At 36.4% G+C, this 13,861-nt stretch carries 14 protein-coding genes; 12 read left to right on the top strand and 2 right to left on the bottom strand.

Annotated features, from left to right (window positions below; genetic code table 11):
• Position 1: 1 nt before the first annotated feature.
• A complete protein-coding gene (locus MOK21_RS14690) occupies positions 2 to 370 on the bottom strand; it encodes a DUF2500 domain-containing protein (RefSeq protein WP_249074746.1) in 369 nt (122 codons plus the stop codon).
• A 162-nt stretch (positions 371 to 532) separates the two neighbouring features.
• Positions 533 to 637, bottom strand: a complete 105-nt coding sequence (locus MOK21_RS24010; RefSeq protein ID WP_374110181.1) for a hypothetical protein — start codon at positions 635 to 637, stop codon at positions 533 to 535.
• A 659-nt stretch (positions 638 to 1,296) separates the two neighbouring features.
• On the opposite strand from MOK21_RS24010, the gene MOK21_RS14685 reads away from it, so the two are divergent.
• The 12 genes from MOK21_RS14685 to MOK21_RS14630 form a co-directional block, all read left to right on the top strand.
• Positions 1,297 to 1,602 (top strand): winged helix-turn-helix transcriptional regulator, encoded by a 306-nt coding sequence (locus tag MOK21_RS14685; RefSeq protein WP_249074745.1) that lies wholly within the window; start codon positions 1,297 to 1,299, stop codon positions 1,600 to 1,602.
• A gap of 204 nt (positions 1,603 to 1,806) precedes the next feature.
• The gene (gene murB / locus MOK21_RS14680; protein ID WP_249074744.1) at positions 1,807 to 2,721 is read left to right on the top strand and encodes a UDP-N-acetylmuramate dehydrogenase; all 915 of its coding nucleotides are present in this window, start codon (positions 1,807 to 1,809) and stop codon (positions 2,719 to 2,721) included.
• Between the two features lie 55 nt (positions 2,722 to 2,776).
• A complete protein-coding gene (locus MOK21_RS14675) occupies positions 2,777 to 3,532 on the top strand; it encodes an exodeoxyribonuclease III (RefSeq protein WP_249074743.1) in 756 nt (251 codons plus the stop codon).
• Positions 3,533 to 4,306: 774 nt separating this feature from the next.
• Positions 4,307 to 6,670 (top strand): penicillin acylase family protein, encoded by a 2,364-nt coding sequence (locus MOK21_RS14670; protein ID WP_249074742.1) that lies wholly within the window; start codon positions 4,307 to 4,309, stop codon positions 6,668 to 6,670.
• A gap of 128 nt (positions 6,671 to 6,798) precedes the next feature.
• Complete coding sequence (locus MOK21_RS14665; RefSeq protein WP_249074741.1) at positions 6,799 to 7,359, top strand: RNA polymerase sigma factor; 561 nt, start codon at positions 6,799 to 6,801, stop codon at positions 7,357 to 7,359.
• On the top strand, positions 7,346 to 8,110 hold the full coding sequence (locus MOK21_RS14660; RefSeq protein WP_249074740.1) for a hypothetical protein: 765 nt from the start codon (positions 7,346 to 7,348) through the stop codon (positions 8,108 to 8,110). Before MOK21_RS14665 ends, MOK21_RS14660 begins: the two co-directional genes overlap by 14 nt.
• Complete coding sequence (locus MOK21_RS14655; protein WP_249074739.1) at positions 8,103 to 8,978, top strand: ATP-binding cassette domain-containing protein; 876 nt, start codon at positions 8,103 to 8,105, stop codon at positions 8,976 to 8,978. The genes MOK21_RS14660 and MOK21_RS14655 overlap by 8 nt, the downstream gene beginning before the upstream one ends.
• Positions 8,975 to 10,075, top strand: a complete 1,101-nt coding sequence (locus tag MOK21_RS14650) for a hypothetical protein (RefSeq protein WP_249074738.1) — start codon at positions 8,975 to 8,977, stop codon at positions 10,073 to 10,075. Before MOK21_RS14655 ends, MOK21_RS14650 begins: the two co-directional genes overlap by 4 nt.
• A 541-nt stretch (positions 10,076 to 10,616) precedes the next feature.
• Positions 10,617 to 10,988, top strand: coding sequence for an ArsR/SmtB family transcription factor (locus tag MOK21_RS14645; protein ID WP_249074737.1), 372 nt, complete (start codon positions 10,617 to 10,619; stop codon positions 10,986 to 10,988).
• Positions 10,969 to 13,095 carry a heavy metal translocating P-type ATPase gene (locus MOK21_RS14640; protein WP_249074736.1) on the top strand — a complete coding sequence of 709 codons (2,127 nt, stop codon included), beginning with the start codon at positions 10,969 to 10,971 and terminating at the stop codon, positions 13,093 to 13,095. Before MOK21_RS14645 ends, MOK21_RS14640 begins: the two co-directional genes overlap by 20 nt.
• Positions 13,096 to 13,249: 154 nt before the next feature.
• Positions 13,250 to 13,555, top strand: a complete 306-nt coding sequence (locus MOK21_RS14635) for a late competence development ComFB family protein (RefSeq protein ID WP_249074735.1) — start codon at positions 13,250 to 13,252, stop codon at positions 13,553 to 13,555.
• A 17-nt stretch (positions 13,556 to 13,572) separates the two neighbouring features.
• On the top strand, positions 13,573 to 13,861 hold a 289-nt coding region (locus MOK21_RS14630; protein ID WP_249074734.1), incomplete at its 3' end, for a hypothetical protein.

The raw sequence follows: 13,861 nt of genomic DNA, 5'->3' as shown, positions 1-13,861 counted from the left end.
GTTAAACGCTGCTCTCCTTTTTGTGTCGCTCAAATGTATGATAACGTGTTCCTTGAAATGTTAATAAGCCATAGTCACCATCTGCAAGCTGTCCATAATTATGCCCATTCATTTTTAATTCTAGACGATCGCCACTTTGTACTTCGAACGTTACATAGTACGATGTATGGGCACTAGAGTTACCAGAACCTCCACTTGTATTCGAACGTTTTGTTACGACTTTAGCGGGTACTGTTAATAATGGTTCATTGTTGTTTTTCGACCATTGAAAGATACCTTTAATAATAGTAAATGCTATAATACCGAAGACGATAAAAAACATTATTGAAATAAAAGAATTTGCAAAAGAGAATTCATCAAACCCAACCATAAAAGTCCTCCAATCTACGAAATATTGTAATTGAAGTTGTTATATTTCAAAATCCACCATAACATCAATTACAACACTAATTAATACACCATCTGTTTTAGGAGAGTGTTATAAACTAAATTCAATCTGTGTCTTAGCATGAATCCATGTATCTTCTTGCGCCTATGGATTTACACTATTCCCTGCTAATTTCCTAATATATGTAGATGTAAATGAAATTTTTGGATAAATGTCCGCGTCAAAAAAATCAATAGATACAAGTTGCACATCACGATCAATGTTTTCCTAGCAACAGCGATTATGAATGATATTTCTGAAACCTCCATTTGTTCAATATCTGACACGGCTATTTCTGAAGTGTTCGATTCAAATACACCGTATTATATGTCGTACAGAAAAGCCAATAGTTGAATGACTATAATCAAACGTTACTTTGGAAAACCACCCTAAAACAGATCTTACACGAATGATAAAGTAAAAAATTCAGATATTCAATGAGTTTTTAGAAAAAATGGGGGAATATTACATTGGTACAAGTTTATTTTGTGAATCTTTCAATGAAAGTCAGGTTAGCTGAAATAATGTAATAATAGTATGTAATCTTTTCTTCTACAAAGGGTCAACAATAGAAGTTGTCATAATAATAAAATCATGTGCATCTATATAGAAGTAAGTGGCCATTTTCATTAAATATTAAGTTATCATGACTACTCTCTAATCGAGCAGCCGTGGTTAATTTTTTATGCCATCATAAGCTTTTATAAGATGTTGAATCAAAAGAAATACCAGGAATGAAAAAATACGTTAAAATTGTATTTAGTAATCAAATGAATAATCGTAAATAAATTACTTAAAGTAAATAAGTTACTCTAAATTTACTTTTTTTAAAATAATCGTTACAATAGAGTACATAAGAGGTGAAAAAAATGAGTGAGACAAATTTATGTCCTCGTTTAGCTAAAGCAATGGATTTAATCGGAAAACGCTGGACAGGGCTAATTTTATATCAATTATTAGACGGGCCACAGCGCTTTAATGAGATTGAATCTGCATTACCTGTGAGTGGTCGTTTATTATCCGAACGTTTAAAAGAGCTTGAAAAAGAAGGGCTTGTTGAACGAAAAGTATATTCAGAGGTACCAGTGCGTGTTGAGTATTCTTTAACGGAAAAAGGGCGGGCATTAGAGGGAGCAATCCACAATATCGAATCATGGGCAACAAACTGGCTTTAAAAGTATGTGGTCTATTTCGGAATTTTGATAAATGGATCGTCAACGGCCATATGTAATACTAATTTTCGTTAATATATTCATTATCTCTGTATGGGGAGTTTGTTAAGGTGAGATAAAAAATAACCTTCATTTTACTTGTCAAATTAGAGTTCTAAATCCATACTAGTGTATAGTAAGAAGGACGTTAGAAAGGAAATAGCTCTCATGACAAAAGAACAATGGGTGGCGGATTTAGCACAGAGCGTTAATCCAGCCAATATTAAGTTAGATGAATCATTACAGCAATATACTATGACAAAATTAGGCGGTAAAGCGGATGTTTTCGTTCTCGTTGAAACAGAGGAAGAGGCAGCAACAGTTATTCGCTATGCCCATAAGAATAATATACCTTTATTAATGTTAGGTAATGGATCGAATATGGTCGTTCGTGACGGCGGTCATCGAGGGATCGTTGTTACATTTTCATTTTTAGATGAGATTCGCATTAATGGAGACCATGTTTACGCGCAAAGTGGTGCCCTTATTAAGGATGTATCGAAACTGGCAGCGGCAGCATCATTAACAGGTTTCGAATTTGCATGTGGTATCCCTGGCTCAGTTGGTGGAGCTATGGCAATGAATGCAGGTGCATATGGCGGAGAAATTAAGGATATTATTATTTCTTCGAAAGTGTTAACAAAAGAAGGCGAAATGTTAATTTTATCGAAAGAAGATCTTGAACTCGGTTATCGTCAAAGTATCATTGCCAAGAAAGGGTATTATGTATTGTCATCCGAATTTCAATTAGCTAAAGGTGTGCAACAAGAAATAGATGCAAAAATTGCTGATTTAACGTTTCAGCGAGAATCTAAGCAGCCGTTAGAATTCCCATCTGCTGGGAGTGTTTTTAAGCGCCCACCAGGTCACTTTGCAGGCAAGCTTATTCAGGATAGTGGTTTACAAGGAAAAGGCGTAGGTGATGCAGAGGTATCAACGAAGCATGCAGGCTTTATTGTTAATAAAGGTAATGCAACGGCTACTGATTATATTGCAACAATTCAAATGGTACAACGAGTAGTTAAAGAAAAGTATGGCATCGATTTAGAAACAGAAGTAAAAATCGTTGGTGATGACTTATAAAATGCTACGCCCTTCGCTAATGGTGAAGGGCGTTTTTTGAGGAGTGAAACAGAGAATGAAGTTTATATCATGGAATGTTAATGGAATTCGTGCCTGCTTAGGTAAAGGGTTTTTAGATTTCTTTAATCAGGTAGATGCAGATTTTTTCTGTATTCAAGAAACAAAGTGTCAGGCAGAACAAGTGAAGATTTCACTTGAAGGATATGAGCAATATTGGAATTATGCACAGAAGAAAGGCTATTCAGGTACAGCCGTCTTTACAAAACATACCCCGCTTTCAGTACGTTATGGCGTTGGTGAGGATGAATCGCAGGAAGAGGGAAGAATTATTACACTAGAGTATGAAGATTTTTATTTAGTAAATGTTTATACTCCGAATTCACAGCGTGATTTAGCTAGATTACCTCTTCGTTTAGATTGGGAGAATCGATTAGCGCTATATTTAAAAGAGCTAGATTCCAAAAAACCTATAGTTTATTGTGGTGATTTAAACGTCGCACATATGGAAATTGATTTGAAAAATGCAAAATCGAATGTTGGTAATTCAGGTTTTACATATGAAGAACGTGCAAAAATGACAGAGCTATTGGCAAGTGGTTTTGTAGATTCATTCCGCTACAAGCATCCAGATGCAACAGATCACTATACATGGTGGTCTTATATGAATAAAGTACGCGAGCGTAATATTGGATGGCGTATTGACTACTTTATTGTTTCTGAGAGGCTAAAGAACAACATTAATGAAGCAAATATCCACTCACAAATTATGGGCAGTGATCATTGTCCAATCGAATTACAGCTTAATAATTAGTATCTATGAACAATAAAATGGTCAAGGAAACCTTTGCGAATATTATGGCACTTTAAATGAGGTGATTTCCGTTCCAGGCTACTCGCTTTCCTGTGGGCGAGCGCCGAGCCGCTTCCTCCGCTAACGGAACGAAGGCTAAGTGCGTCACGTCCTGTGACAATGCCTTCGTGACCAACATCGTGTTGGCCTCAGGGTCTCGCCTGTCTCGCTTTCCCACGGGAGTCGAGTAGCCTTCCACTCCAATCAACAATAGCGTAGAACTTTGAATTTTATTTTAAAAGTGAACGATATGGTTACTCATCATAATCAAACCAAACAGAGTGTACATCTGCCATTGCTGTCGCTTTATTAGCGCTATGCTTGGCACAGAGAAAACATTTTGCTAAAGTTTCCGTTTTGTCACTATAATTTAGAGTGATATGGTAAGAAATATATGCTAAGTAAAGTGGTTGATTGGAGTGGAGGCTGGGCGACTCCTTGGGGATCAGCGTCACAAATGAGACCCTGGAGCGAGCAACGCGAGTGAAGCGGCTCATCGGACGCCCCTAGGAAAGCGCCCAGCCGCAACGGAAATCAACTACTCACTTTCACTTTGCCGAAGAGCCATATTTTAATTGATACAATAGTTTTTCAACAACGTAAAAGAGTCGTATTTTCTATAAGGAAATACGATTTTTTTATATACTGCAACGCAATTACCATTAAATTTCGAGTCTTTAAAAGGATTTGACAAGTGGGTAGAAGAATATATTGCAAAAGAAGGGGGTTGGGATTGTGAGAAAGTTAACGTGGAAAAAATGGCTACTGGCTATAGTAGGATTTTTAGCTGTAGTAGCTCTTGTCGTATTTATCGGATTTACATGGTTTATGAATAAATCGAAACCAGTAATTGATGGAGAGCTTTCGGTGAATGTGCTAGAAAAGGATGTTACTGTCACAAGGGATGACAAAGGTATTCCTCATATTTTTGCTAAGACTGATGCAGACTTGTATCGTGCACAAGGCTATGTTCAAGCGCAAGATCGACTGTTTCAAATGGATTTAGCGCGAAGACAAGCTAGCGGTCGTTTGTCGGAAATAATCGGTGAGGCAACGATTGATACTGATAAATTTTTCCGAACATTTAGCCTGCGTGATGCTGCTGAACAATCATTATCTACTTACGATGCAGAAAGTAGGCAGGTGCTTGAGTGGTTTGCAGATGGCGTCAATGCTTTTATTGAGCAGGCAAAGAATAATAATACATTAAGCTATGAGTTTGCATTACTAGGATACGAACCAGAGGAGTGGTCGGTTGTAGACTCTCTTACTATTGGTAAATATATGGCTTATGACTTAGGGGGTAACTGGAATACGCTTGCGTTCCGTCATTGGGCTTTACAAAACTTTGACGAAGAAAAAGCTAAAGAATTATTTATAAAATATCCTGAAAACGCTTCATCTATAATAGAGGCAAATAAAGAAAACCCAGTAGCCGTGGCAGGGCGTTTTAATGCAGACCTTTTACCAAATGAATTTAACGGTAGTAATAACTGGGTTGTATCGGGGAAGAAAACAAAAAACGGTACGCCGATTTTAGCGGATGATCCGCATTTAGGGTTAAGCACACCATCCATTTGGTATCAAATGCATCTACAATCTCCTGAACAAAATGTTAGTGGTGTAATTTTTGCAGGTGTTCCAGGTATTATTTTAGGCCACAATGATAACGTTGCATGGGGGGTAACGAATGTTGGGCCCGATGTACAGGATCTATATATTGAAATACCAAACCCAGATGATCCCACACAGTTCCGCTATGATGGTAAGTGGGAGCAAGCAAAGGTACGTAATGAACCGATTAAGGTAAAGGATGGCGAAACGGTAGATTTTGAAGTCGTTGTTACACGTCACGGCCCAATCATGACAGATTTAGCTTTTAAAGATACTGAGCCGACAGCACAATTTTCGATGCAGTGGACGGCATTGCAACCAACGACAGAGCTACGTGCACTACTAGGCTTTAATAAAGCAACATCTTGGAATGAATTTGAAAAAGCATTAGAAGATTTTAAGGCACCAGCGCAAAACTTTGTCTTTGCATCAAAGGATGGCACGATTGCTTATAAAGCGAATGGTCAAATTCCCATTCGGAAAAAAGGAGACGGGCAATTACCAGTACCTGGTGATTCTAGTGACTATGGCTGGGAGGGCTTTATCCCGTGGGATAAGCTTCCGACAGTAGTAAACCCAGATGAAGGTTTTTTAGCAACAGCAAATAATGAAGTCATTGGGGAAGAATATCCGTATCATATAACAGACTTCTGGGCACAGCCTTATCGTTTTGAACGGATTAGGGAAGTGTTAGAGGCGAATGATTCTTTAACAGTGGAAGACATGATGAATTTACAAATGGATCAGCACAACCTATATGCCCGTGAGTTTTTACCAGATTTATTAACGTCGATAAAAGCACAAGATCGGGATGGGAAATATAAAGATGTTATTAAATTATTAGAGAATTGGGATATGGTAGATGCAAAGGATTCTGGGGCACCATTAGTGTTCCATACATTAATGGTTAAGTTACAAGAAGTGTTATTTAAGGATCAGATGCCAGAAGATATGTATGAATTAATGTATGGTAAATTTAATATTACAGATCAGCTTTTACGTACAGCTTATGCAGGTAAGAAGAGCGTATGGATTGAGGAGCAGGGTGGAGTCGATAAAACAGTTTACAAGGCGTTAGAGCTCACAATCGCACAACTAGAAGACCAGTTCGGAAAAAACGTATCGAAATGGCAATGGGGTGATTTCCATCAACTTACCTTTGACCATACATTAGGTAAAGCTTCGCCAATTCTATCAGCATATTTTAATGCGAAAAAAGTTCCTATTGGTGGTTCCAAGGTTACTGTTCAAGCTGCTGATAATGATTTAGCTGGAAATGTTAATCACGGAGCCTCATGGCGCTTTGTAGTAGATGCTGGAGATTTAAGCTCAGCCTATCATATCGTTGGCCCAGGTCAAAGTGGGCATGTAAAATCTGCTTGGTATCAAGATCAAGTAATGGATTGGGCTAACGGAGATTATCATCAAACGTTTGTAAGGAAAGAAGATATTAAAGGTAAAACTTTACGATTAAAAGCACGATAGGAAAATTTTATACACGTGAACAACTAAAATTCCTTTCTATTTTCATATAGAAAGGAGTTTTTTGTTTTAATAGATTTAAAACTATTTATTTACACACTTCGTTCTTCTAGTTGAAAGGGGGTAAGGAGATGTCAGATGATGAATTAATTATGGAGATTCAACAACATAATAGCAAAGCAGCTCTCGATACATTAATCAGGCGTTATTATCATGAAATATATTCCTTTATTTATCGTAGATTGCAAAGTCAAGAACTTGCCTATGACTTAACACAAGAAGTTTTTGTAAAGATGATCAAGTCTATCAAACTATACGAATATAGAAATCAATTTAGAAAATGGTTAATTACAATAGCTTTAAATCAGGTTAGAGACTATACACGCTCTAAAATAGCTCAAAATCGCAAGCAGGAAGAACAAATAGAGGAAGGTCGTATCATTGATGAAAAAAAGAATATTATTCAAATTTACGAAATAAAAGAACAATCTCAAGAAATCCAAAATGCATTAAGAATTTTACCGGAACAACAAAGCGAAGCGATTATTTTAAAGTACTATCACGGTTATAAATATGGAGAAATCGCACAAATAACCCAAACAAATGAAAATACTGTCAAATCACGTGTCACGCAAGGATTAAAAAAATTAGCAGGTATGGTAAGGAGGGAGTCTGAGGATGACATCGTTTAATGATGAAAATATGACAAAAGTTAAGAAAGATGTAGAAGTCAATTTAGATACATTCCCAGTTCCGACACCGAATGAGAAAAGAATAGAAGAAACAATTCAGTTTATAGGTACTTTACTTGATAAGGAAGATCAAGTTAAACAACCGTCTTTATTAAAAAAATTGAGAGTAGAGTGGACAGTCACAAATCGTCTTGTTATTTCATTACAATTTCTAATTTTACTGTTCGGTTTATGGATGGGTATACAAGCATCAATTGAGATGACAATTCAGGTGATCTTTTTATTATCACCTTTATCCATAGTTGTTTGTTTAACTGAATGCTTTAAAACGAAAACTTTTGGGATGAACGAGCTTGAATGGACTTTTAAATACGGAACAGGGCAATTATTTATTGTACGGCTGTTAATTGCATTAGGATTACATTTTATTGCTGTTGCACCAATCGTTTTCGTCAGTGGATTTTTATCCATCAAACATTTAGTTACATTGCTTATCGTATGGCTTATTCCAGCAATGCTAGTAGCTATTTTCCTACTAATCATTTCATTATATACACCTATTCATTGGAACAATGTTTATATTATAGGGCCTTTTTGGCTATTGCTTTCAATATTATTAATAGTGCAACAAAATTTATTACGATTATGGATTGAAATGGATATAACTATTCATCTTTGTGTTTTTGTTTTTCTATTAACCATAATGATGAAAGTAATTTGGAAATACAAGGAGGCATCAAGTCTTGAATGAACTATGTTTAAAATCCATCTATAAAAATTATAAAACAAAGCAAGTATTAGATAATATATCTATGATATTTAAACCGGGTGTCTATAGTTTTTTAGGAGCAAACGGCTCTGGTAAAACGACCTTAATGCGTATTATTTTAAATTTAATCAAGCCTACAAAAGGAGCTGTTTATTGGAATGGTCAACCTATTGAGTTATTAGGAGAGAGTTATCGTGATGCAATAGGATATGTACCACAGCATGTTCCATTTTATCCAAATATGAAGGTTTATGATTTTCTGATGTATATTGGCACATTAAAGGGCATCGCTAATCATGCTTTAAAGGAGAAAGTAGAGTACTGGCTAAAGCAAGTTAATTTATATGACGATCGCTATCAAAAGATAAAAAATTTATCTGGAGGAATGAAACAACGTGTAGGGATTGCGCAAGCGATGTTAAATGACCCCCAATTATTGATTTTGGATGAACCAACCGCTGGATTAGACCCTAAAGAAAGAATTAGATTTAGGTCTCTAATTGCTAATTTATCTGTAAATCGCATTATTCTTTATACTACACATATAGCTAGTGACCTAGAAGGCTTAACAGATTATGTGTGTATTTTAAACAATGGTTGTTTGGAGCAGTTAGATGAACCGGAGAATGTTCTTAAGAAATTAGCCAAACAAGTATGGGAAGTTGATATTTTACCCGAAGAGCTAATTTATATTGAAGAACAGTACAAAGTTGGAGCAATTGAAAAGCATGGTGGTCGAATTCGAGTACGCTTATATCACCATAAAAAGCCATTACCTCAAGCAGTTATGAAGGAACCGACATTAGAAGATTTATATTTATATTATTTTAGTGAGGGGCAATCAACGTGAAACAGCTTATTTGGTGGGAATGGAAATTACTTTGGCAGCAAAAACTCATTTATATTATGTTAGTGGCTATCCTATCTTTACTTTGGATTAGTAAAACATATTTTAATATGTCTATTGAAGAACTTAATGCATTTGAAGAAATTCAGAATCCAATAACAGAAAAGGATATCCAAGAAGCACGGGAAATTTTAGCTACTAAAGAATTCGAAATAGGCCCTGAAGTGAATGTCTTTTATAGAATAGATGAAGCACAGACGCTGATGGATAAGCAATCTACAATCATAAATCAATTGAAAGCACGACCTCAGACGTCCGCATTAGAAAAAGAAATTACGATGCGTGAGCAGGTAAATACTATGTATATAGAGAAGACAGAGTATCCAATATTTTTATCTGAATTTCTAGGCGGTGAAGGGTTAATAGCAATTGGAATATTATTAATAGTTGGATTGTATAATCTATTTGCTCGTGACCAACAGACGGGTATGATTCAATATACATTAACATCAAAATTTGGAAGATGCAAATTGGTGCAAGCAAAATTGGTAGTGACACTTCTTTACACAATGGTTATTTATATTGGAACAGTGATTTTTAGTGTGATTTTTAATATATATAGAACGGGTAGTCACGTAAACTATTGGATGTATATAGCAGAAGGTTTTAATTCTCCGATACAGTTTCATTCTAGTTTGTCTATGTCGCCATACACATTGACATTATTCGAGTTTCTGCTAATTCAGCTATTATTTCTACTTTTGGGAAGTATATGTTTTTCGATAATTTGTTTGTCAATCTCCTCTGTTGTAAAAGCTAGCTTTATAAGCTTTTTATTTTCAATGGCTATATTCTTTTTGCCATTTCTAATTGTAAATTTATTAAATTTGCTAGCGGAGAGAGGATGGATTGCTAAACTATTCATTTATACAATCCCATATATCATGCAAACAAAACGTTTATTCGAAGCATTTTATTATCTGCAAATAAGTAACAAAGTGATTCTAGCTCCTTTTATTGCCTTAGGACTGCTTTTAGTAATTATAATTAGCTCTATAGTATTTTTAAAAATATACAATAAGAAATGGCGATATATATGAGTTAGGCAATATCAACCTATTTTATTTAGAATGATTAAGATATTCTTTGTGGTTCCTTTAGATGAGGGTGGTTTCCGTTCAAGTCTACTCCAACCAAGCGTAGAGCTAACACTATTGCTACTCACAGTGATCAAACAGAAAAGACTTATAACAGTGAAGCGATTGCACACCTGTTGCTAATACTTCGCTTTCGCGCAGGACAAAACCATTTGCTGCTGCCGCTTCGCTTTCGCACAGACAAACCCATTTGCTGCTGCCGCTTCGCTTTCGCACAGACAAACCCATTTGTTGTTTTAATGACACTATAATCTTAGTTAGCAATAATTTTTCAAACAATATAAAAAATCGTATTTTCTAAAAAGGAAATACGATTTTTTTACTGCATCGCAAATAACAATCAATTATGCTGGGGCATCATTGATATAAAGACATTTTTTAAATTTGTGATATAAATCATTTACATTCAAATATTTGTTTGAATAAGATGGAATATTATGTTATAGTGAAAACAATCAAACGAACATTTGAATGAGGTGAGGAAATGCCAAAAGAAGTATGCGAGATAACACAAGTTCATGAAGAAGCGGTCATTAAGGTTCAACAACAAATGCCTGATCTATCAGGAGTAGCAAAGTTTTTAAAGGCATTATCTGATGAAACAAGACTTAAAATTGCGTATGCCTTAACGGTCGAAGATGAATTATGTGTTTGCGATGTTGCCTCCATTATCGGATCGTCAGTAGCAACAGCATCGCATCATTTACGATATTTAAAAGATAATAACTTAGCGAAGTCATATCGAAAAGGAAAGCAAATGTACTACTCTTTAGCTGATGAACATGTGTATCAAATTGTAACGGTTGCTTACGAACATGTGAAAGAGGGGATTGGAAATGGCAGCGACTCCAACTAAACAAGAATATAGGCTACAAAACTTATCCTGTGCTAGCTGTGCAGCAAAGTTTGAAAAAAACGTGAAAGCTATTCCAGAGGTTCGGGATGCACAAGTGAATTTTGGTGCTTCAAAAATAACAGTCGTGGGCAGCATTGATGTTGATCAACTTGAAGAAGCAGGTGCCTTCGATGGCATAAAGGTATCCCAATCAACTGCAAGAACAATTGAAAAATCAACACCTTTTTATCGGAAAACAGAAAATATTTTAGCGGGAATCTCTTTGTTATTCGTAGTACTCGGGTATGTGTTTGGAGCAATGCGTAGTGAAACGGATCCGCTAACTATTGGGATGTTTATTATCGCGATTTTAGTTGGTGGAATAGGAATTTTTAAAACTGGTTTCCGCAATTTAGCACGCTTTGAATTTGATATGAAGACGCTGATGACCATTGCGGTATTAGGTGCAGCCATTATAGGAGAATGGGAAGAAGCAGCGGTAGTTGTCTTTTTATTCGCAGTAAGTGAAGCACTTGAAGCGTATTCAATGGATAAGGCGCGACAATCCATTCGTCAGCTAATGGATATAGCTCCACCGACAGCCACGATAAAACGAGCACATGGGGAGCATTTCCACGAAATGGAGCTGCCGACTGAGGAGATAGAAATTGGTGACATTCTAATTGTTAAACCAGGTCAGAAGATTGCGATGGACGGAATTGTTATTAGTGGATTGTCGGCAGTGAATCAGGCGGCGATTACAGGTGAATCAATTCCGGTTAGTAAAACAATTGATGACGAAGTATTTGCCGGAACTTTAAATGAAGAAGGTGCCCTAGAGGTTCGTGTGACGAAGCGAGTAGAGGACACAACAATTGCAAAAATCATTCATCTTGTTGAAGAAGCACAGGCAGAAAAAGCACCTTCACAGCAGTTTGTGGATCGATTTGCGAAATATTACACGCCTGCAATTATGATTATTGCTTTACTTGTAGCGGTTATACCACCTTTATTTATAGGTGATTGGCAACATTGGATTTACCAAGGATTAGCTGTCCTTGTTGTAGGGTGTCCATGTGCATTAGTCGTTTCTACACCAGTGGCTATTGTAACAGCAATTGGGAATGCTGCTAGACAAGGCGTTCTTATTAAGGGCGGCATTCATTTAGAGCAACTTGGTCATATTGAAGCAATAGCATTTGATAAGACAGGTACACTTACAAAAGGTCAACCCGCTGTAACGGATGTTATTACAGCGCAGGAGATGTCTGAGGATTATGTTTTACAACTAGTAGCGGCCGTTGAAAAGCAATCACAGCATCCATTAGCTAAAGCTATTTTACAGGCATTACATGATAAAAATTTAACTGATCTAATACCAACAGACTTTCAATCCGTAACAGGCAAGGGTGCTTATGCGACGGTCGACGGTCAAACAATCTATGTGGGAAGCTTAAAATGGATTGCTACATTAACGACTGTTGATGAAATGATAAACAAACAGGTTAAAAAACTTCAACAACAGGGTAAAACAGTTGTAGCAGCTGTTAGTAATGATCAGTTTATTGGGATGATTGGCATTGCTGATCAATTGCGTCCAGAAAGTAACGATGTGTTAAATAAATTAAATGGTTTAAAAGTGAAGCATAAAGTGATGCTAACAGGTGATGCAGAACCAACTGCACAGGCAATTGCGACGTCTTTAAATATGACAGATGTGAGAGCAAGTTTATTACCAGCTGAAAAGCTAATGGCCATTAAAGATTTACGTGCACAGTTTGGTGCAGTGGCGATGGTAGGAGATGGTGTCAATGATGCACCGGCACTTGCCTCAGCCAATGTCGGCATTGCAATGGGAGGTGCTGGTACGGATGCAGCACTGGAAACTGCAGATATTGCATTAATGAGTGATGATTTAACGAAGCTTCCTTATACAATTGGTTTAAGTAGAAAAACATTACGCATCATTAAAGAGAACATTATATTTGCCCTAGCTCTAAAATTAGTTGCCCTATTACTCGTAATCCCAGGATGGCTAACATTGTGGATTGCAATCTTTGCAGATATGGGTGCTACATTACTAGTTGTGTTTAACTCATTACGATTAATCAAAACTAAGAAATGGTGAATAAGATTTATTCAGGAGGAAGGGATTTATTCATTCTAAGGAGCTAGAGATAGTAGTTGATATAGGTGCTACTCGATTCTTGAAAAAAAGCTTTGTTAACGTTATTATGGTTTCAGGAATTAATGTAACAATTAAATATAAATGAGGCGAAGGTTTGAATATGTCAGATCCTATTTTAGTAAATGTTACAGAGGAAATTGTGCGTGGTTTAGTAAGTTTTCTACTACGAGGACCGGAATATCAAACATTTTGTAAATGTGAAATCTGTGAACTTGACACAGTGGCACTTACACTAAATGCATTGCCTAGCAAGTATGTTACATCTATGGAAGCCCGAGATGAAGCATTTAAAATGATGAATACTCCTGATAGTATCGAACAAATCAATAAAGAGATTATTCATGCATTACATGTGGTAAATAAGTATCCTCGACATAAGGAAGAACCAACTTCTATATGAAGTTGGTTCTTCACGTTTTGAAAAACAAAATTGTCAATCAAATTAAGCTTTTTATTAATAAAGTATTTATTATGTCTCGTTTTATCATAATAAAAAAAATGCCAAAAAATACACGCTATGAAATGTGGTTGATTAGAGTTGAGACTGGACGCCCCCAGGAAGCTCTGCTCTGCGCGAAAGCGAAGCGGCAGCAGCAAATGTTTTCTGTAGCGAAAGCGAAGCGTCAGCTACAAATGTTTTATCTGCGCGAAAGCGAAGCGACAGCAGCAAATGTTTTCTGTAGCGAAAGCGAAGCGTCAGCTACAA

The organism is Lysinibacillus sp. BPa_S21, assembly GCF_023337795.1.
Lineage (GTDB): Bacteria > Bacillota > Bacilli > Bacillales_A > Planococcaceae > Lysinibacillus.
Note: the sequence above shows the minus strand (reverse complement) of the source record. Positions and strands in the feature narration are given on the sequence as shown.

Excerpts from the sequence above, each read along its gene's own strand:
- MOK21_RS14690 (WP_249074746.1), bottom strand. The coding sequence starts at position 370 with ATGGTTGGGTTTGATGAATTCTCTTTTGCAAATTCTTTTATTTCAATA.
- MOK21_RS14685 (WP_249074745.1), top strand. The coding sequence starts at position 1,297 with ATGAGTGAGACAAATTTATGTCCTCGTTTAGCTAAAGCAATGGATTTA.
- murB (WP_249074744.1), top strand. The coding sequence starts at position 1,807 with ATGACAAAAGAACAATGGGTGGCGGATTTAGCACAGAGCGTTAATCCA.
- MOK21_RS14675 (WP_249074743.1), top strand. The coding sequence starts at position 2,777 with ATGAAGTTTATATCATGGAATGTTAATGGAATTCGTGCCTGCTTAGGT.
- MOK21_RS14665 (WP_249074741.1), top strand. The coding sequence starts at position 6,799 with ATGTCAGATGATGAATTAATTATGGAGATTCAACAACATAATAGCAAA.
- MOK21_RS14660 (WP_249074740.1), top strand. The coding sequence starts at position 7,346 with ATGACATCGTTTAATGATGAAAATATGACAAAAGTTAAGAAAGATGTA.
- MOK21_RS14645 (WP_249074737.1), top strand. The coding sequence starts at position 10,617 with ATGCCAAAAGAAGTATGCGAGATAACACAAGTTCATGAAGAAGCGGTC.
- MOK21_RS14640 (WP_249074736.1), top strand. The coding sequence starts at position 10,969 with ATGGCAGCGACTCCAACTAAACAAGAATATAGGCTACAAAACTTATCC.